Below are 19132 nucleotides of genomic sequence, written 5' to 3' on the forward strand. Positions count from 1 at the left end.
CCGACGCAGGTAAGCGGCAGATAGCAGCGGCACACATTACCCACGCGCCCAAGGTCCCCACCAGGGGTTTTTCGGGCTCCACTAAGCTGGGGGCCATGGCTGACACGACGTACCGACTCATCCTGCTCCGTCACGGCGAGAGCCAGTGGAACCAGAAGAACCTCTTCACCGGTTGGGTCGACGTCGACCTCAACGAGAAGGGCGAGAAGGAGGCCGCTCGCGGTGGCGAGCTCCTGGCCGCCGAGGGCCTGTTCCCCGACGTGGTGCACACCTCGCTGCTGCGCCGCGCCATCCGCACCTCGCAGATCGCCCTGGACAAGGCCGACCGCCACTGGATCCCGGTCAACCGCAGCTGGCGCCTGAACGAGCGCCACTACGGTGCGCTCCAGGGCAAGGACAAGGCCCAGACCCTGGCCGAGTTCGGCGAGGAGCAGTTCCAGCTGTGGCGCCGCTCCTACGACACCCCGCCGCCGGTGCTCGCCGACGACGCCGAGTACTCGCAGGCCGGCGACGCCCGTTACGCCGACATCCCCAGCGAGCTGCGCCCGCGCACCGAGTGCCTCAAGGACGTCGTCGAGCGGATGCTCCCGTACTGGTACGACGCCATCGTCCCGGACCTGGCCGCCGGCAAGACCGTCCTGGTCACCGCCCACGGCAACAGCCTGCGCGCGCTGGTCAAGCACCTCGACGGCATCTCCGACGCCGACATCGCCGGCCTCAACATCCCGACCGGCATCCCGCTGGTCTACGAGCTGGACGCCGACTTCAAGCCGGTCGCCAAGGGCGGCCGCTACCTCGACGCCGACGCCGCCGCGGCCGCCATCGAGGCGGTCAAGAACCAGGGCAAGAAGTAACCCGCCTGTCGACGAGGCCCCGCTCCCGGTTCGCCGGGAGCGGGGCCCGTTTCGTTCAACCGGCCGGTGTGGGGCGGGAGTTGGGGCAGGTTCGAAAATGGTTCAGACCATTGACGGGCGGTGGCGCCGACTCCTACCGTGAGGGCACCGGGCTGGCGCAGGCATGCCAGGGATTCCCCCAGGTCCCGGCCGCCGCACTCCCAACGCGCGCGTCTGCGCCCCGGCGCACTCTCCATCCACCCCCACGGAGGAGCACCATGCGCACACGTCATCTGGTCGGGGCGGCCGTCGCCGCGCTCGCGATCCCGCTCACGCTGGCCCTCCCGGCCCAGTCGCACGGCTTCATCACCACGCCGCCCAGCCGCGCCGCGCTCTGCGACGAGAGCGCGAACGCCGTCCCGTGGGACTGCGGCGACATCCAGTGGGAGCCGCAGAGCGTCGAGGGGCCGAAGGGCTTCCCGGCCGGCGGACCCTCCGACGGCACCATCTGCGCCGGCGGCAACTCCCGCTTCGCCGAGCTGGACGACCCGCACGGCGGCGCCTGGCCGACCACGCCGGTGTCCGCGGGCCAGCAGCTCACCTTCACCTGGAAGTTCACCGCCCGGCACGCCACCACCGACTTCCGGTACTACCTGACCAAACCGGGCTACGACGCGAGCCGGCCGGTCACCCGGGCCGACCTCGAGCTGACGCCCTTCCTGACCGTCCCCTACGGCGGGCGGCAGGTGCCGGGCACGCTCAGCCACACCGCGACCGTTCCGAGCGGGCGCACCGGGCACCAGGTGGTCGTCGCGGTCTGGACGATCGCGGACACCGGGAACGCCTTCTACTCCTGCACCGACGTCCAGTTCTGACGTCCGGCTCCGACGCTTCCAGGCGTCCCGGGGTGCACGACCGCGCACCCCGGGACGCCTCGGCAGCCGTTTCAGCAGTCGTGCCTCAGCAGTCGTGCCTCAGTGGCCGCCGCCGCCGCAGCAGCCGCCGTCGGCGCCGCCGCACTGGCAGGGCGCGCCGGACTGGCAGCCGCAGCCGCAGCCGGGGCCGCAGCCGCAACCGGCCGCGAGGACGGGCAGCAGCTTCGGGGCGGGCGGCTCGACGGTGTGGTGGGCGGGTGCCGGTCGGGTCGGGTTGGCCTTCATCGAGCTCGTCCCTCCTAGTGACGGGAACACTCCGGTGCCCCCACCGTCGAGTGAAGCGGCCGTTCGGAGGGAGCGTCAACAGGCGCGCAGTGGTGGGGCGTCCGGAAATCCGTGCGCCCGCACCACCCTCGCGGCAGGTTTACTCACCCCTGGAGCTGAGCGGCTGTCACTCCGCCCCGGCAGCCCCGGCCGCCTCGGTGGCGGCCACGAACTCGGCCACGTGCTCGCCGGTCACCAGGTACACGACGCGCTTGGCGACGGACACCGCGTGGTCCGCGAAGCGCTCGTAGTAGCGGCCGACCAGGGTGATGTCGACGGCGGTCTCGATGCCGTGGTGCCAGCGCTCGTCGATCAGGTGCGACAGCAGCTCGCGGTGCAGGGCGTCGATCCGGTCGTCGTCCTGCTCCATCTCCAGGGCCTTGTCGACGTCCTTGGTGGCGATCACCAGGCCCGCCTTGGCGACCAGGCGCTGGGCGAGCTGGCCCATCTCCAGGACGGTGGAGTGCAGGTCGGCGGGCACCGCCGAGTCCGGGTAGCGCATCCGCGCGACCTTGGCGACGTGCCGGGCGAGGTCCCCGCAGCGCTCCAGGTCGGCGCTCATCCGCAGCGAGGTGACCACGATCCGCAGGTCGGTGGCGACCGGCTGCTGCCGGGCGAGCAGGTCGATGGCGCGGTTCTCGAGCTCGTGGTGGAGCTCGTTGATCTTCTCGTCGGCGGCGATCACGTTCTCCGCCAGCGCCAGGTCCGCGTCCAGGAGAGCGGTGGTGGCCCGGCCCAGGGCCGACCCGACCAGCCGGGCCATCTCGACCAGGCTGTCGCCGATCGCATCGAGTTCCTCGTGGTACGCGTCGCGCATGTTCTCTCCTCAGTAGCTGTGTCGGTGGCGGTGCCGACCGGTCAGCCCGTCCGACCATCGTTCCGGTGTCCGGGTGACCGCTGCTGGTGGCGCGAATGGTACGCGCACACCCGAGACCGTGGCCGATGTTCGGCACACCGATCTCTCCCACACGGGCTGCGTGGCCAACTCTGTGCCGTTCGGGCGACGGCGCACGGCCGGTGCGGTGAATCGGCAGCTACGTGGAGGTGAATTCTCGGCAACGCGTGGTCGATGCCTTGATCCAGCCCTTGGGGAGTGGCCAGGTCGTGCGCTTACGCTGGCCACATGGACGTGAACGTGGCCGCTGCCGCTGCCTGCGCCATAGCCGGGCTCGGTGTCGGCCTCACCGCCTCCATCGCCTTCCGCTGGAGCGAGCGCGAGCAGGCCAAGGGTAAATACACCAGCGGCAAGCAGTACGGCCGGTACCAGGCGCTGGGCACCGGCACCCCGGAACCCCCCCTGCCGCCGGGGGTCGACACCGTGCTCTCGGTGCTCCGCTCCTGCGCGATCGTGCTGGGCGAGGGCGACGAGGTGGTCAAGGCCAGCTCGGCCGCGTACGCGATGGGTCTGGTGCGCGGCGGCGCGGTCGCCGTGGACCAGATGCTCGCGCTGGCCCGCGCCACCCGCCGGGACGGCGAGATCCGGCAGGTGGAGCTGGAGGTGCCCCGCCCCGGCGCGGCCCGCGCGGCCGAGCCGCTCGCGGTCTCCGTCCGGGTCGCCCCGCTGGGCTCCCGGCTGGTGCTGGTGCTGGTCGAGGACCAGACCGAGCGCCGCCGGGTGGAGGCCGTCCGCCGGGACTTCGTGGCCAACGTCAGCCATGAGCTCAAGACCCCGGTCGGCGCGCTGTCGCTGCTCTCCGAGGCGGTCGCCGACGCGTCCGACGACCCGGAGGCGGTGCAGCGCTTCGCCGGCCGGATGCAGGTCGAGGCGACCCGGCTGGCCAGCCTGGTGCAGGAGATCATCGACCTCTCCCGGGTCCAGGACGACCGGCTGATGGTCGATCCGGAGCCGGTCGCGGTGGACGAGCTGATCGCCGAGGCGATCGACCGCTGCCGCCAGCAGGCCGCCGCCAAGCAGATCCTGATCGCGGCCGGCGGGATCGCCGGGCTCTACCTGCACGGCAACCGCGGCCAGCTCGCCGCGGCGCTCGGCAACCTGGTCGAGAACGCCGTCAACTACAGCCCGCCCCGCACCCGGGTGGCCATCGCCACCCGCCGGATCTCCAGCGCCGCCGCGCTCGGCGAGGCGGACGGCGAGCTGATCGAGATCTCGGTCACCGACCAGGGCATCGGCATCTCCGAGAAGGACCGCGAGCGGGTCTTCGAACGCTTCTACCGGGTCGACCCGGCCCGCTCCCGGCAGACCGGCGGCACCGGCCTCGGCCTGTCCATCGTCAAGCACGTCGCCGCCTCGCACGGCGGCACCGTCTCGGTGTGGAGCGTCGAGGGCCAGGGTTCGACCTTCACCATCCGCCTGCCCGCCGGCCAGGCCCCCGAGGACGCCTCCGACGAGGACCTGGACGAGGACCTGGACGAGGACTTCGGCGACGACCTCGGCGACGACCTCGACGCCGCCGACGCCGGGCCGGACCATGACGAACCCCGCAGCGCCCGCCGCGACGAGCCCGGTGCCGACACCGCCGGGCCCGCCACGGCACCCCGGACCCGCACCGCGGACCGCACCCACCGTGCGGCCCGTTCGCTCCCCGCCGGGGAGCGGGAACAACCCCTGTCAAAGACAACCCAGCTTGCCCCGGAGGCCTGATCGTGACCCGAGTACTGGTGGTCGAGGACGAGGAGTCGTTCAGCGACGCCCTCTCGTACATGCTCCGCAAGGAGGGCTTCGAGGTGGCCGTCGCCGCGACCGGCCCCGACGCCCTGGAGCAGTTCGAACGCAACGGTGCCGACCTCGTCCTGCTCGACCTGATGCTCCCGGGCCTGCCGGGCACCGAGGTCTGCCGCCAGCTCCGGGTGCGCTCCAACGTGCCGGTGATCATGGTGACCGCCAAGGACAGCGAGATCGACAAGGTCGTCGGGCTGGAGATAGGCGCTGACGACTACGTGACCAAGCCGTACTCCACCCGGGAGCTGGTCGCCCGGATCCGCGCGGTGCTGCGCCGCCGCGGCGAGGACGGCGGCGCGGGCGACAACGGCGGCGGCCCGGGCGCCCTGGAGGCGGGCCCGGTCCGGATGGACGTCGACCGGCACGTGGTGACGGTGGACGGCGCCAAGGTCGACCTGCCGCTCAAGGAGTTCGACCTGCTGGAGATGCTGCTGCGCAACGCGGGCCGGGTGCTCACCCGCATGCAGCTGATCGACCGGGTGTGGGGCGCGGACTACGTCGGCGACACCAAGACCCTGGACGTCCACGTGAAGCGCCTGCGGGCGAAGATCGAGCCCGACCCGGGCGCGCCGCGCTACCTGGTCACGGTCCGCGGCCTGGGCTACAAGTTCGAGCCGTAAACCGCGGGCCCGCGAGGACGCTGAAGCGGAAGGCCCTCACCGGCGGTCGCCGGTGAGGGCCTTCCGCGTTCCCGCGCTGCCACCGGGACGTACGAAAGCCTCCCGCGGGCCCCGGTAGGGCCGGCGGGAGGCTCTCGCGCACTGCGTCAGGGGTGCGCCCGGTCAGGAGCGCGTCGCGTCAGTGGGCGGCCGGCGCGGTGCTGCCGGCGACCGGGGTGGCCGGCGTGGTGGCGCCGGTGGCCGGGGCGGCCGGGGCGCTGGCGCCGGTGGCCGGCGTGCTGGCACCCGCGGCGGGGGTGGCCGGGGTGGTCGCGGCCGGGGCGGTCGCGGCGGGGGAGCCGGTCTTGGCGGGCACGGCCGCCGGGGTCGGACCGAAGCCCTTGTAGAGGCCCTTGTCCGAGTCCGGGCTGACGCCGGCCTGGGCGTCGACCTTCTGGCCGTCCTTGAAGGCGAAGGTGGTGTTGGCGAAGCCGCCGATGTGGACGGCCGCCGCGCTCAGCGAGGCGGACGGGTTGCCCTGGCCGCCGATCGCCACCGAGCTGCCGGCCGGGATGACGATGCTGGACTGCGGGGCACCCGCGGCGTCCGCGAAGGTGGCGGAAGCGTTGCCGACGGTGATCGACTGCAGCTCGGCCGGGGTGGTCGCCGTGTTGGAGATGTTCACGACCACGTTGGCGGGGCCGGTGTAGTCACCCGAGGTGCCGACCCCGGTGACGATCACGATGTTGTTCAGTCGAAGGTTCGTCCCAAGGGTCGCCGCCGCGTTGTCCGGCTTGATCTGCAGGGTGTCCGGCGTGTTGCTGGCTGCGCAGGAGGACAGCGAGGCGATGGCGAGGGCGGCGATGGCGGCGATGCTGCCGCGTCGAAGGCTGCGGCTCATGCGGCGGCTACTCCTAGGTCACGTGTCGACAGGTCAGGTCTCAGATTATCGACCTCACTTATGCGCTCCTCACGGGGTGGTCCCCGTGTCGCACTCCCGGGGCCCCACGGGGGCCGTCCGGCCGTACTCGTGGCATGGACCGGTCACCAGCAGGACAAGCTTCGACCAAGATCGAATAACGATCGGGTCACGGCCCGCAACAGGGCGAAAGCTCAAGATCCAATCATGCTTGCGGGGGTGTTGCGCAAGGGTTTCGCCGGACCTCGGAACCGCCTCCGACCTGCGGGAAGCCCCTCTCGAACATCGGTCGCAGCACGTCACGGGGGTCCTTGTCAAGCCCCGGTACCGGCCCTGACCTGCGAAAACGCCCTTCGGGTGGGCCGCAAGGCGTGTTATTCTGGAAAGCCACGGAAGGGGTCCTGTCACATGACGTTCAAGGTTGGCGACACGGTGGTCTACCCCCATCACGGGGCCGCGCTGATCGAGGCCATCGAAATTCGCCAGATCAAAGGTGTGGACAAGACCTACCTGGTGCTCAAGGTGCAGCAGGGAGACCTGACGCTCCGCGTGCCCGCCGAGAACGCGGAGTTCGTCGGCGTGCGCGATGTGGTCGGCCAGGAGGGTCTGGACCGGGTCTTCGAGGTGCTCCGCGCACCGTACACCGAAGAGCCGACCAACTGGTCCCGTCGCTACAAGGCGAACCTGGAGAAGCTCGCCTCGGGCGACGTTATCAAGGTCGCCGAGGTCGTGCGCGACCTCTGGCGTCGCGAGCGCGAGCGCGGCCTCTCGGCCGGCGAGAAGCGGATGCTCGCGAAGGCGCGCCAGATCCTCGTCAGCGAGCTCGCGCTGGCGGAGAACACCAACGAGGACAAGGCGGAGACGCTGCTCGACGAGGTCCTCGCCTCGTAGTGCGGTCGGGCTTCCGCCCATCGCCCACAGCGCCCGGTGCCGGCGTGCCGCTCCCAGGACGAACCGTCCGGGGGTGGTGCAGTGGCAGTCCGGGCGCTGAGGCGTGTCCGGACGACGCCCCCCCACCCGAGCCGGTCCAGGCCTGCAAGACCGTTTCTGCGCAGTTGTGCGGCGGGCAGTGGACCAGTCGTTCTTCGGAAGGGGCCCCCGCGCCCGCCGGGCACGCCAAGGCCATACCCACTTCGCCGAAGGAGTGAAACCTGAACGCGTCAGCAGCAGTCGCAGCAGCAGTGGTGCCCGCCGCCGGACGCGGTGAACGGCTGGGGCCAGGGGCCCCGAAGGCCCTGCGGGAGCTGGGCGGAGTGCCGCTCCTGGTGCACGCCGTACGGGCCCTCGCCCGCAGCCGGGCGGTCGGCCTGGTCGTGGTCGCCGCGCCCGCCGACGGGGTGGCCGAGGTGGTCGCCCTGCTGGACGGCCACGGGCTGGCCGGCAAGGACTTCCGGGTGGTGGCCGGCGGCGCGACCCGCCAGGAGTCGGTCCGGCTCGGCCTGGCGGCGATCCCCGAGGACGTCAAGATCGTGCTGGTGCACGACGCGGCCCGTCCGCTCGTCCCGGTCGAGGTGGTGGACGCCGTCGCGGCCGCCGTCCGGGCCGGGGCTCCGGCGGTGGTGCCCGCGGTGCCGCTGGCCGACACCGTGAAGCGGGTGGAGCCGAACCCGGGCCGCCCCGAGCCGGTGCTCGACACGCCCGAGCGGGCCACCCTGCGCGCGGTGCAGACCCCGCAGGGCTTCGACCGGGCCGCCCTGGTCGAGGTGCACGCCAAGGCGCTGGCCGAGGAGGCCGCCGGCGGCGCCGACGCCGTGCCCGTCACCGACGACGCCGGACTGGTGGAGCGCTACGGCGGCACGGTCGTCGTGGTGCCCGGCCACGAAGAGGCGTTCAAGGTCACCCGTCCGTTGGACCTCGTGCTCGCCGAGGCCGTACTCGCCCGCCGGAGGGCCGCCGATGACTACTGAGCCCCTGATCCCCCGGGTGGGGATCGGCACCGACGTGCACGCCTTCGAGGCCGGCCGCCCGCTGTGGGTCGCCGGACTGGAGTGGCCGGACGCCGGGGACGGGCTGGCGGGGCACTCGGACGCCGACGTGGCCGCGCACGCCTCCTGCGACGCGCTGTTCTCGGCCGCCGGGATCGGCGACCTGGGCGCCCACTTCGGCACCGACCGCCCGGAGTGGTCCGGCGCCTCCGGGGTGAAGCTGCTCGGCGAGGCGGCCCGGCTGGTGCGCGAGGCCGGCTTCGAGATCGGCAACATCGCGGTCCAGGTGATCGGGGTCCGGCCGAAGATCGGCAAGCGGCGGGCCGAGGCGCAGGCCGCGCTGTCCGAGGCGGCCGGTGCGCCGGTCTCGGTCTCCGGCACCACCACCGACGGCCTGGGCCTGACCGGCCGGGCCGAGGGGCTGGCCGCGATCGCCACCGCCCTGGTGTACGAACGGCGTTGAGCCGTTCGCCGGTTGCCGGCCGGTCGCCCGGTCGGAAACAGCCGGCTGTTGACGGGTGTTCACCGGATGTCGCAGGGGCCCGGATCGGTAGGGTTCGGTCCGGGCCCGTGCGGAGCTCGCCCTCGGGCCGTACCGTCGCCGACGAGAAGAGGTTCCCGATGACTTCCCAACTCTCCGACCGTGCCAAGGCGTTGATCGACGGCAAGAGCTTCGCCGTGGTCTCCACGATCCAGCCGGACGGCAGCCCCCAGTCCTCGGTGGTCTGGGTCAAGCGGGACGGCGACGACATCCTGTTCTCCACGGTGGAGGGCCGCCGCAAGCACCTCAACCTGGTGAAGGACCCGCGGGCCTCGATCCTGATCAACCCGCCGGAGAGCCCGTACGAGTACCTGGAGGCCCGCGGTTCGGTGACGCTGACCACCGAGGGCGGCCGGGAGCTGATCAACGAGCTGGGCTTCAAGTACCGCGGTGAGCAGGAGTACGGGTTCGACGGTCCGGACGACGTCCGGGTGGTCGTCCGGCTCACCCCGCGCAAGGTGGTCGGCAACATCTGACCGGCCGGACGGGCCGCGATTCCCCGGGGCGGCCCCGCCGTTCCCCGGGGAATGCCCGGTCCGTTCCCGGTTAATGTCGCGGGGCACCCCCCGCCGCCCACTACGCTTGACGCTGTGAGCATTCGTCTGTACGACACCAGCACCCGCCAGGTACGCGACTTCGTCCCGCTTGTACCGGGTTGTGTCTCGATCTACCTGTGCGGCGCTACCGTCCAGTCGGCGCCACACATCGGGCACATCCGGTCCGGCCTCAACTTCGACATCATGCAGCGGTGGTTCGCCTACCGCGGCTACCAGGTGACCTTCGTCCGCAACGTCACCGACATCGACGACAAGATCATCGCCAAGGAGCGCGAGCTCGGCACGCCGTGGTGGCAGATCGGCTACGAGAACGAGCGCGCCTTCAACGACGGTTACAGCGCGCTCGGCTGCCTGCCGCCGACCGTCGAGCCGCGGGCCACCGGGCACGTGCCCGAGATGATCGAGATGATGCAGGGGCTCATCGAGAAGGGCCACGCCTACGCGGTCGACGGCAACGTCTACTTCGACGTGAAGTCGTACCCCGACTACCTCGCGCTCTCCAACCAGAAGCTCGCCGACCTGCGCCAGCCCGAGGGCGAGGGCGAGACCGGCAAGCGCGACCAGCGCGACTTCGCGATGTGGAAGGCCGCCAAGCCGGGCGAGCCGAGCTGGGAGACCCCGTGGGGCCGTGGCCGTCCCGGCTGGCACCTGGAGTGCTCGGCGATGGCGCACAAGTACCTGGGCCCGGCCTTCGACATCCACGGCGGCGGGCTGGACCTGATCTTCCCGCACCACGAGAACGAGATCGCCCAGTCCAAGGCCTACGGCGACGACTTCGCGGCCTTCTGGGTGCACAACGCCTGGGTCACCATGGCCGGCGAGAAGATGAGCAAGTCGCTCGGCAACTCGGTGCTGGTCTCCGAGATGGTCCGGGCGTGGCGGCCGATCGTGCTCCGCTACTACCTGGGCGCCGCGCACTACCGCTCGATGATCGAGTACAGCGAGGACGCGCTGCGCGAGGCCGAGGCCGGCTTCGGCCGGATCGAGGGCTTCATCCAGCGGGCCGTCGAGCGCTGCGGCAAGGTCGACGCGGCGCCCGAGGTGCCCTCGGCCTTCGCCGAGGCGATGGACGACGACTTCGGCGTCCCGCAGGCGCTGGCCGTCGTGCACACCGCCGTCCGCCAGGGCAACAGCGCCCTGAACGCGGACGACAAGGAGAGCGTGGTGGCGCGACTGGCCGAGGTCCGTGCGATGCTCGGTGTACTGGGTCTCGATCCGCTCGACCCGCAGTGGGCCGGGGCGGAGCGCGGCGAGGACCTCCACGGCGTGGTCGACTCGCTGGTCCGGCTGGTCCTGGACCAGCGGCAGGCGGCGCGCCAGCGCAAGGACTTCGCCACCGCGGACGCCATCCGCGACCAGCTCGGCCTGGCCGGGCTGGTGATCGAGGACACCCCGTCCGGCCCGCGCTGGACGATCAACAACCAGTAACCCCATCTGACGATCGGGGTGATGGGTGGGCCGTACCGGACCGGTGCGGCCCTCCCGCATGACGTAGCGCATGCCGTCGACCGCCGCCGCACCGAGCGGAGCGGCCGGGCATGCCGGACAGACAGGAAGTACAGCCATGGCCGGCAACAGCCAGCGCAGGAACCGCCGCAACCCCGGATCGAAGAAGGGTGCGTCTGTCGGTACCGGCGGGCACAGCCGGAGGGCACTGGAGGGCAAGGGCCCGACCCCGCCCGCTGAGGCGCGCAAGGGCCACCCCAAGCAGCGGGCCGCCAACGCCGCGATCAAGCGCGAGCGGGACGCCAAGGCCCGGGCCGGCATGCGCCGGGCCGGTGCCGGCGGCCGGGGCGGCCGCGGCGGCGCGGGCAGCGCCGAGCTGGTCTTCGGCCGCAACTCGGTGGTCGAGGCGCTCCAGGGCGACGTGCCGGCCAACGCGCTGTACGTCCAGCAGTTCATCGACACCGACGACCGGGTGCGCGACGCCTTCCAGGCCGCCAACGAGCGCGGCATCCCGCTGATGGAGGCCCCGCGCGCCCAGCTGGACCAGATGACCGGCGGGATGAACCACCAGGGCCTGGTGCTGCAGGTCCCGCCGTACGAGTACGCCCACCCCGAGGACCTGCTCGGCGAGGCCGCCGACGCCGGCCAGGACGCGCTGATCATCGCGCTGGACGGGGTCACCGACTCGCGCAACCTCGGCGCCGTGGTCCGCTCCGCCGCCGCCTTCGGCGCGCACGGTGTGGTCATCCCCGAGCGCCGTGCGGCCGGGATGACCGCCGGTGCCTGGAAGACCTCCTCCGGTGCCGCCGCCCGGCTGCCCGTCGCCCGTGCCACCAACATGACCCGGACCCTGGAGGCCTACCAGAAGGCCGGCCTGATGGTCGTCGGCCTGGCCGCCGACGGCGAGGCCGAGCTGGGCGACCTGGAGCTGCTGACCGGCCCCGTGGTGATCGTCGCGGGCAGCGAGGGCAAGGGCCTGTCCCGCCTGGTCTCCGAGACCTGCGACATGCGGGTCCGGATCCCGATGAGCGGCCTGACCGAGTCGCTGAACGCCGGTGTCGCGGCGGGCATCGTGCTGTACGAGGCCGCCCGCCTGCGCGCCAAGCGCTGATTCCGGCAAGCACGGACGGACCCCCGTCCGCAGGAGATCTTCTGAATTCTCCGCGATCCGAGTGAAAAGCGATCGGGCCCGACCGGGTCCGATCGCTTTTCTCATGATCACTTCAAGTATGCGCCGGACATCCACTCGGGAGAGTGTCCTAAGCGGCCGTCACCCGGTTAGACGGGCGTGGACGTGGACACCAGAACACCGCGGCGCCCCCTGTTCGGCGGGGGCAGCACCGGGATAGAGGCGGGCCCCGGGATCGACACCGTCAAGGTGCCGTCGGACCCCGCGCGCCTCAGCAGCACCCAGGCGAGCTTCCGACTCCGGCTCGGCACCCCGGTGGCGCCGCTGATCGACGCTCCGGCGGGACTGCTGTCCACCGGCGCCGCGTTCGGCGACCCGTACGCCAACCAGGGCCTGATCCGCCGTCCGCTGGTCACCCCGCAGGTCGTGGTACCGGCCTCCGCCGTCCCGGCGCTGGCCGGTGCCGGGGGCGGGGGCGCCGGCAGCGCGCAGCGCCGCAAGGGCCGGGTCACCGCCGTCACCTGGACCGGCCAGGCGGCCCCCGGCGACCTCGCGGCCACCCGGCTGCTGGAAGCGGTGCGGACCAACGGCACGCCCGGCGGCGCCGGCCCCGACGACGCGGACACCCAGGTGCTGCCCGCCTACGCGGGCGCCCGGACCGTCCCCCGCCAGCCGCGCGAGGGCAGCGGCACCGCCACCGACGCGGGCGTCGGCCCGGTCGGCGAGCCGCACGGCTGGACCCCCAGCGGCGAACTGCCGGAGGTCTCCGCCGCCGCGGCGGCCGACGGCAAGCAGCCCTGGTACCCCGGCCGCCGGGTCGACCTCGGCCTGGTGCTGCTGCCGCTGCGCGCGGTGCTCGGCTCGCTCTCCGTCTACGCCGGGTTCAGCAAGCTCTGCGACCCGGTGTACTTCGACGGCGGCGAGCGCGGCTCCATGATGCGCTGGCTCTCCTCGCTGCACCCGTGGAAGGTCGCCGAGCCGCTGCTCGCCTTCGCGATGGCGCACCCCGTCGGCGCCGGCCTGGTGGTGTCGTTCACCGAGATCGTGGTCGGCGTGCTGACCGTCCTCGGCCTGTGGCAGCGGCTCGCCGCCGGGGCGGCCATGCTGCTCTCCGCCGCGCTGCTGTTCACCGTCAGCTGGCGGGCCGTCCCGGTCTACGACACCCCCGACCTGATCTTCCTCGCGGCCTGGAGCCCGCTGCTGATCGCCGGGGCGCCGTTCGCCTCGCTCGACGGACGGCTCAACCTGGAGGCCTGGCGCCGGATCGGCACCGGCGCCCCCGGTGCGCTGCGCCGCCGGGTGCTGCGCCGCGGCGCGGTCGTCACCACCGTCGTGGTCGGCCTCACCCTGCTGCTCGGCTCGATGCTCGGCGCGGCCGTCCGCACCGGCGGGCGCCCGCACCAGGAGCCCGGCCGCCCGTCCGGCGACTACGGCACCCCGGTCTGGCCGTCCGGCAGCCCGTCCGGCGCGCCCGGCGGCCAGGGCACGTCCACCCAGCCCGCCGCCCCTCGCCCGGCCACCCCCACGCCGAGCGCCGGCACGCCGTCCACCGCCCCCACCCCCGCCAAGTCGGCCGGGGCGACGCCCAGCGGCAAGCACTCCGGCAAGCCCGAGACCGGCGGCTCCTCCCCGGCGCCCGCCGCCCCGTCCGCCGGGTCCGGCTCCGCGCCCGCCCAGCGGACCCCGGCCCCCGGCGGCTCGGGCAACGCGCCCAAGCCCAGCCCGAGCAACGGCTCCGGGCTGCTCGGCGGGGTGCTGGGCAGCGGTCCGGTGCTGGGCAGCGGGCCGCTGGCCGGCCTCTCCGGCGGCGAGGGTGGTGGACAGGCCGGTGGGCAGGCTGGTGGGCAGTCCTCCCGTCCGGGGACGCCGACCGCCACCTGAGGCCGCCGGACGCGCTACGGCCGGGTGCTCCGTGGGGGAGCACCCGGCCGTTGTGCTGCTGCTCGGCGGTTCCTCGGGCCTCGGGGCTCGGGCTTCGGGCCTCGGGGCTCAGGACGGGGGACGGCCCGGTCGGTCGTCAGCGGGAGCTGTCGCGGTAGGCGGCGAGCTCCTTGGCCGCCTCGGTGAGGTCCTTCGCGGTGTCGATCGCCCGCCAGTACACGCCCTGCGGCAGCTGGTACCCGGCGAGCCGCTTGCTGCGGGCGAGTTGGGGGAAGGTGGTGCGCTCGTGGTCGCCCACGTCCGGCAGCAGCTCGGCGAACTCCGGGCTGAACACGTACAGGCCGGCGTTGATCAGGAAGGGCGAGGGCGGGGCCTCGATGAAGTCCAGCACGTTGCCGAACTGGTCGGTCTCCACGGCGCCCCACGGGATCCGCGGCCGGGCCAGCGCGAGGGTCGCGACGGCGTCCCGCTCGTGGTGGAAGGCGGCCATGTCGCGCAGGCTGAACCGGGTCCAGATGTCGCCGTTGGTGGCGTACCAGGGCTCGTCCGGGCGCGGCAGCGCCTTCGCCGCGTACTTGAGCCCGCCGCCGCGCCCCAGCGGCTCGGCCTCGACCACCGTGCGCACCCGCAGCGGCAGGTCGGCCTTGTCGAGCCACTCCTCCAGCACGTCGGCCAGGTGCCCGCAGGACACCACGACGTCGGTGACGCCCTCGGCGGCCAGCCAGGCCAGCTGGTGGCCGAGGATCGGCGTGCCCGTCCCCGGGATCTCGACCAGCGGCTTGGGGCGGTCGTCCGTGTAGGGGCGCAGCCGGGAACCCTGGCCGCCGGCCAGGATCACGGCCTGGGTGACGGGCGTCGTGGTCGGCCTGGGCTGCTGGGGCTGCGGGGACGTGAGGTCGGCGGCGGTGCCGGAGTCAGCGGTCATGGCTGAACAATAGGGCGCCCGAAGGGGGTTGGCGCCTCGGGCGGACCGCTCGCCCGACGACGCCCTCGGCCGACGACGCTGTCGGCCGACCTGGGAGCCGTCAGCCGTCCGGGAAGCCGTCAGCGCTCCGGGAACCGTCAGCCGACGACGCCGGCCGCGAAGGAGCCGTCGCAGACCGGGCGGGCGAAGGACCGGGCCCGCTGCACGTCGCCCTGGTACTTGCGGACCGCCGCCTTGCCCAACTCGGTGGCCAGCGAGGTGCAGTACGGCGTCAGCGACGGCTGCTCGCGCATCGAGCGCTCCAGCAGGTCCAGCGCGGCGGACGGGTTCTTGGCGCGCAGCTCGTCCAGCAGCGCCACCCGCAGCGACTCCTGCGGGGCGAGCCCGTCGGTCTTGGTGGCGGCCGTGGACGACCGCCCGATGCCTGCGCCGTCGCCGCTGGAGGCCGCCACGACCTGCTGGTCGAGCGCGGTCGGCGGGGCCCACGGCACGCGGGTCACGGCGAGGGTGCCGGTGGTCACCAGGACGACCGGCAGGGTCAGGGCGACGGTCTGGCCGATACGGCGCACAAGCTGCTTCACCCTCAGGAGAGTAGCGGTGGGTAGGCCTCGGATCGCCCTCCGTCACGCCATCGAGTGACAGGGTGTCCGGGTTCGTCCCTGCACCGTGTTGACGTGGGGGTGTACGGACGGAGCCCGCCGGACCGCGATCGGTCCGACGGGCTCCGCAGCTGCCCCGTGCGGGGGCTGGCGCTCAGGGCGTCAGCGGCCCAGGCGGGCCCCGGTGCTGGTGGAGAAGACGTGGGTCTCCTCGGCGGTCGGCACGACGTGGACGGTCTCGCCGCGGGCCGGGATCTGGCGGCCGGGCACACGGACGACCAGGTCCTTGTCCACGCCGCCGATCTGGGTGGTGCCGTAGACGAAGCCGTCCGAGCCGAGCTCCTCGACCACGTTCACGGTCACGGCGACACCCTCGATGCCGCCCGCCGGGACGATCTGGAAGTGCTCGGGGCGGATGCCGACGGTCACCGTCTTGTCGGTCGCGGCGCCGGCCAGGTCCTCGCGGGAGATGTTGACCACCGAGCCGCCGAACTTCACGCCGCCGTCCACCAGCGGCACCTCGACCAGGTTCATGGCGGGCGAGCCGATGAAGCCGGCCACGAACAGGTTCGCGGGCTTGTCGTACATGTTGCGCGGGGTGTCGACCTGCTGGAGCAGACCGTCCTTGAGCACCGCGACCCGGTCGCCCATGGTGAGCGCCTCGGTCTGGTCGTGGGTGACGTACACCGTGGTGATGCCCAGGCGGCGCTGCAGGCCGGCGATCTGGGTGCGGGTCGAGACGCGGAGCTTGGCGTCCAGGTTCGACAGCGGCTCGTCCATCAGGAAGACCTGCGGCTGGCGGACGATCGCCCGGCCCATCGCGACGCGCTGGCGCTGACCGCCGGACAGCGCCTTCGGCTTGCGGTCCAGGTAGTCGGTCAGGTCGAGGATCTTCGCCGCCTCCTCGACCTTGGTGCGGATGTCCGCCTTGTTCACGCCGGCGATCTTGAGCGCGAAGCCCATGTTCTCGGCGACGGTCATGTGCGGGTAGAGCGCGTAGTTCTGGAACACCATCGCGATGTCCCGGTCCTTCGGCGGCAGGTGGGTGACGTCCCGGTCGCCGATCCGGATCGCGCCGCTGTTGACGTCCTCCAGACCGGCCAGCATGCGCAGGCTGGTCGACTTGCCGCAGCCCGAGGGGCCGACCAGCACGAGGAATTCGCCGTCCGCGATCTCCAGGTCCAGCGCGTCCACCGACGGCTTGGTCGCCCCGGGGTAGACGCGGGTCGCCTGGTCGTACGTGACAGAAGCCATGGTCGTTCTCTCCTTCACCGGCAGGAACGTGCCGGACGATCCGAGTAAAGGGGGGTTGGTTCGTCTCCGTCGGCCCGTCAGTGGTCTGAACCACCATCGCGCCGACTCCCGGCGACGCTACCTGCGCTTCCACCGCTTGTCAGCCCCCGCAGCCCGCTTTTCCGCATCGGTTCCATCACGCCCACCCACCCCGCCAACCCCGGGATATCCCCCCACCCCACCACCCCGGCCCGGTAGACTGCCCCCGGTGCCGCCGTGATCCATCGCGGACGGCCACCGTGCCTCCTTAGCTCAGCTGGCCAGAGCACCGCTCTTGTAAAGCGGGGGTCGTCGGTTCGAACCCGACAGGGGGCTCTCGTTTCCACCCCGGATGAGCTGCAGCTTTGGCCTTCTGGGAGCTTGATCACCGGCCTCGGACTTCGCGTCCGAGGCCGTTTGCGTGAGCGATGCGTGAGCGGATGGCCTGGTGGTCGCTGATACCGGGCTGGACTGGGCATCCTTGCGCGGCCTGTTTGCCCGGGGAACGAGCCGGGCCGCCGCCTCGGCGATCGCCCGGTCGACCTGCGGGAGCAGGGTCGTGTACGTATCCGAGGTGATGCCGATCGAGGAGTGGCCGAGCATTTCCTTGATCGAGTGCAGGTCCGCGCCCGCCGCGTGAGCGAGCGTGGCCGCGCCGTGCCTGAGGTCGTGCAGCCGGATCGGCGGGAGGCCGGCATACTCGATCAGCTCGCGGAACCGGTCGGTCACGGCGGTGGGGTGCAGCCACTCGCCGTTCTCCTTGGTGAAGACCCGGCCGGTCTCGACCCAGGCGTCGCCCCACTGTTCGCGGTCGGCCCGCTGCCGCTCGCGATGGGCCTTCAGGACGGCCACTGTTTCGGAGTCGAGCGCGATGGTGCGAGCGCCCGCGTCGGTCTTGGGGTCGTCCTCGTAGACCTGCCAGCCGTCCACGACGAGCTGCTTGGCCACGGTGAGGAGCCCGGCCTTCAGGTTGGTGTCAGCCCAGCGCTGACCGCACGCCTCGCCGCGCCGGAGCCCTCGGAAGGTGATCAGGTGGAACAACGCGTACAGGCGGTCCCCGGCGGCCTGGTCGAGGAACAGGCCCGTCTGCTCCGGCGTCCAGACCATCACCGGGGACGGCCGCTCGCCGGTCAGCTCCCAGTGCTCGATCCGCTCCTCGGTCCACACGAGCGGCTTGGGTCGCTTCGCGGACTCCAGCTCGACGTGGGAGGCCGGGTTGAAGGTGATGATCTGGCGCCGGATCGCAGCGTTGAGGCCCACCCGGAGCGTGGAGCGGATCCGCTGGCAGGTAGATGCGCTGACGGTCCGCCGGAAGGGCTGCATCTCGGCGATGGCAGCCTTGAGAGCCTTGCGCTGTGCGCGGAACTCCCGTCCCTTCCAAGGGATCTGCGCCAGTTCGTCGATGGCGGCCCGCCGCTGGGCGTTCGCCTCGGCAATCTCGACGTTCTCCTCCTCAATGGCCGCGAACATCTCCTCCAGATGCCGGACCCGAAGGCGGTCGAGCCGGATGTGGCCGATCCGCGGCTTGAGGTAGAGCCGGATACTGCTCTCGTCCCGGCTGATTGCGGTCTGTCGGCCGCGCTTACCCGCCAGCCACTGGTCGAGCCACTCACCGACCGTCAGCCGGTTCTGCAGGTCCTGCCCGGAGGCGAGCCGACGCCGGGTCTCGTCGACGTCGGGCAGCGGGGCCTTCTCGTGGGCGACCTTCTCCAGCAAGTCGGCTATCTGCGCGAGGCCCTCGGGATCGTCCGCGTCCGGGATGTGCAACAGCTCGCGGACCTGGTCGAGATCGGCCTGGGCGGTCTTCCGGGACTCATAGCCGGAGCGGCTGAAGGACCGGCGCGCGCCGTCCTCGCGGTTGGGCAGCTCCTGGCGTATCGCGTAGGAGCCGTGCTTGCGGCTGCTGAGCTTCGGGCAGGCCTTGCCGAGCGGCTTGCTGGTGTCGGCGTCCCGGCAGTAGCAGCGGTGGTAGGTGGAGCCTTTCACGGGGTTCCCTCCTTCATCTGGTCGTCCTTGTGATCGGTGTCGAGGAATGCGAGGTGGCTGGGGAGCGGTGGGGGAGTCAGCCCCAGCTCGCGCATGCGGTGCCGGATCGGCACGATCTCCGAGCGAACGGCCTTCATGAGGCGGCCGAACTTGGCTTCGGCGCCGTGCGGCCAGTCCTTCCTCGCACCGGAGAACTGGAGCTGCCACGCGTTGTGGTGCCCGGTCCGGATGCGGTGCTCGACGCTCGCGTACTCGCGAAACACGGCCGCGTCGCCGAAGTCCAGGTCCTCGCCGGTGAACCAGCTGAATGCCGTCCACGGGTCTCGGCTCTCGTGCGGGAGGCAGTCCACGTTGGCGCTCCCGCCGAGCGGGAAGACCAGGGCGGCCGGCGGCGCGTCGACTGCCTTGGCGAGCACGAGCAGCTCCGGGACTGTGAGGGTCAGCCGGCGCCCGGACTCCCAGTTCGCGATGACGTTGCGCGGGATGGGGTGGCCCAGCTCGTCACAGGCGTCGGCCAGGTCCTGCGCGGTCATGCCCAGCTCCTTCCGGCACCTACGAACCTCGGCGATCACGGTTCTCGTGACCTGCGTCGACCAAGATTCCACTTCGTTGTGTGTCATATCGACACTTTATTGCGATGC

18 protein-coding genes, 1 tRNA gene and 1 pseudogene are annotated in these 19132 nt (G+C 72.2%); 12 read left to right on the forward strand and 8 right to left on the reverse strand.

Annotated elements, in window-relative coordinates; all coding sequences use genetic code 11:
• The first annotated feature begins 95 nt into the window (after positions 1-95).
• Both ACZ4W5_RS02395 and ACZ4W5_RS02400 read left to right on the forward strand, forming a co-directional pair.
• Positions 96-854 carry a phosphoglyceromutase gene (locus ACZ4W5_RS02395; protein WP_360225668.1) on the forward strand — a complete coding sequence of 253 codons (759 nt, stop codon included), beginning with the start codon at positions 96-98 and terminating at the stop codon, positions 852-854.
• Between the two features lie 257 nt (positions 855-1111).
• Complete coding sequence (locus ACZ4W5_RS02400; RefSeq protein WP_360225671.1) at positions 1112-1708, forward strand: lytic polysaccharide monooxygenase; 597 nt, start codon at positions 1112-1114, stop codon at positions 1706-1708.
• Positions 1709-1807: 99 nt separating this feature from the next.
• On the opposite strand, the gene ACZ4W5_RS02405 is transcribed toward ACZ4W5_RS02400, so the two are convergent.
• Together ACZ4W5_RS02405 and phoU are read right to left on the reverse strand one after the other, a co-directional pair.
• On the reverse strand, positions 1808-1993 hold the full coding sequence (locus ACZ4W5_RS02405) for a hypothetical protein (protein WP_465652271.1): 186 nt from the start codon (positions 1991-1993) through the stop codon (positions 1808-1810).
• A 166-nt stretch (positions 1994-2159) separates the two neighbouring features.
• Positions 2160-2849, reverse strand: a complete 690-nt coding sequence (phoU, locus tag ACZ4W5_RS02410; protein WP_360225677.1) for a phosphate signaling complex protein PhoU — start codon at positions 2847-2849, stop codon at positions 2160-2162.
• Between the two features lie 306 nt (positions 2850-3155).
• Here phoU and ACZ4W5_RS02415 point away from each other — a divergent pair, with 306 nt between their 5' ends.
• Positions 3156-4634, forward strand: coding sequence for a sensor histidine kinase (locus ACZ4W5_RS02415; protein ID WP_465652273.1), 1479 nt, complete (start codon positions 3156-3158; stop codon positions 4632-4634).
• Between the two features lie 2 nt (positions 4635-4636).
• On the forward strand, positions 4637-5332 hold the full coding sequence (gene phoP, locus ACZ4W5_RS02420) for a two-component system response regulator PhoP (protein WP_031069385.1): 696 nt from the start codon (positions 4637-4639) through the stop codon (positions 5330-5332).
• 178 nt (positions 5333-5510) lie between these two features.
• Here phoP and ACZ4W5_RS02425 read toward each other — a convergent pair whose 3' ends face one another.
• Positions 5511-6212, reverse strand: coding sequence for a DUF461 domain-containing protein (locus ACZ4W5_RS02425; RefSeq protein WP_465652275.1), 702 nt, complete (start codon positions 6210-6212; stop codon positions 5511-5513).
• Between the two features lie 426 nt (positions 6213-6638).
• Here ACZ4W5_RS02425 and ACZ4W5_RS02430 point away from each other — a divergent pair, with 426 nt between their 5' ends.
• The 7 genes from ACZ4W5_RS02430 (at position 6639) to ACZ4W5_RS02460 (ending at position 13709) form a co-directional block, all read left to right on the forward strand.
• On the forward strand, positions 6639-7121 hold the full coding sequence (locus tag ACZ4W5_RS02430; protein ID WP_030244332.1) for a CarD family transcriptional regulator: 483 nt from the start codon (positions 6639-6641) through the stop codon (positions 7119-7121).
• Between the two features lie 260 nt (positions 7122-7381).
• The gene (gene ispD / locus ACZ4W5_RS02435; RefSeq protein WP_465652445.1) at positions 7382-8137 is read left to right on the forward strand and encodes a 2-C-methyl-D-erythritol 4-phosphate cytidylyltransferase; all 756 of its coding nucleotides are present in this window, start codon (positions 7382-7384) and stop codon (positions 8135-8137) included.
• Positions 8127-8618: a 2-C-methyl-D-erythritol 2,4-cyclodiphosphate synthase gene (gene ispF / locus ACZ4W5_RS02440; protein WP_360225686.1), complete on the forward strand. Its 492-nt coding sequence runs from the start codon at positions 8127-8129 to the stop codon at positions 8616-8618. Before ispD ends, ispF begins: the two co-directional genes overlap by 11 nt.
• Positions 8619-8776: 158 nt before the next feature.
• On the forward strand, positions 8777-9172 hold the full coding sequence (locus ACZ4W5_RS02445) for a PPOX class F420-dependent oxidoreductase (protein WP_360225689.1): 396 nt from the start codon (positions 8777-8779) through the stop codon (positions 9170-9172).
• 114 nt (positions 9173-9286) lie between these two features.
• Positions 9287-10681 carry a cysteine--tRNA ligase gene (gene cysS / locus ACZ4W5_RS02450; RefSeq protein ID WP_360225692.1) on the forward strand — a complete coding sequence of 465 codons (1395 nt, stop codon included), beginning with the start codon at positions 9287-9289 and terminating at the stop codon, positions 10679-10681.
• 136 nt (positions 10682-10817) lie between these two features.
• Positions 10818-11810 carry a 23S rRNA (guanosine(2251)-2'-O)-methyltransferase RlmB gene (gene rlmB, locus ACZ4W5_RS02455; RefSeq protein ID WP_360225695.1) on the forward strand — a complete coding sequence of 331 codons (993 nt, stop codon included), beginning with the start codon at positions 10818-10820 and terminating at the stop codon, positions 11808-11810.
• A gap of 183 nt (positions 11811-11993) precedes the next feature.
• On the forward strand, positions 11994-13709 hold the full coding sequence (locus tag ACZ4W5_RS02460; RefSeq protein ID WP_465652278.1) for a DoxX family membrane protein: 1716 nt from the start codon (positions 11994-11996) through the stop codon (positions 13707-13709).
• Positions 13710-13845: 136 nt separating this feature from the next.
• On the opposite strand, the gene ACZ4W5_RS02465 is transcribed toward ACZ4W5_RS02460, so the two are convergent.
• From ACZ4W5_RS02465 to ACZ4W5_RS02475, 3 genes are all read right to left on the reverse strand, one after another.
• Positions 13846-14634 (reverse strand): nucleotidyltransferase family protein, encoded by a 789-nt coding sequence (locus ACZ4W5_RS02465; protein WP_465652280.1) that lies wholly within the window; start codon positions 14632-14634, stop codon positions 13846-13848.
• Positions 14635-14771: 137 nt separating this feature from the next.
• Complete coding sequence (locus tag ACZ4W5_RS02470) at positions 14772-15215, reverse strand: hypothetical protein (protein WP_360225704.1); 444 nt, start codon at positions 15213-15215, stop codon at positions 14772-14774.
• 180 nt (positions 15216-15395) lie between these two features.
• The gene (locus ACZ4W5_RS02475) at positions 15396-16487 is read right to left on the reverse strand and encodes an ABC transporter ATP-binding protein (RefSeq protein WP_360225707.1); all 1092 of its coding nucleotides are present in this window, start codon (positions 16485-16487) and stop codon (positions 15396-15398) included.
• Positions 16488-16767: 280 nt separating this feature from the next.
• Here ACZ4W5_RS02475 and ACZ4W5_RS02480 point away from each other — a divergent pair.
• Positions 16768-16841: transfer RNA gene (locus tag ACZ4W5_RS02480), tRNA-Thr, on the forward strand.
• A gap of 162 nt (positions 16842-17003) precedes the next feature.
• Here the strand turns inward: ACZ4W5_RS02480 and ACZ4W5_RS02485 are convergent.
• Both ACZ4W5_RS02485 and ACZ4W5_RS02490 read right to left on the reverse strand, forming a co-directional pair.
• A pseudogene (locus tag ACZ4W5_RS02485) lies at positions 17004-18491 on the reverse strand (site-specific integrase); the annotation flags it as partial.
• On the reverse strand, positions 18488-19111 hold the full coding sequence (locus tag ACZ4W5_RS02490) for a helix-turn-helix domain-containing protein (RefSeq protein WP_465652282.1): 624 nt from the start codon (positions 19109-19111) through the stop codon (positions 18488-18490). The gene ACZ4W5_RS02490 and the pseudogene ACZ4W5_RS02485, both read right to left, overlap by 4 nt.
• Positions 19112-19132 lie beyond the last annotated feature (21 nt).

This window comes from Kitasatospora sp. NPDC029367 (genome assembly GCF_055569135.1).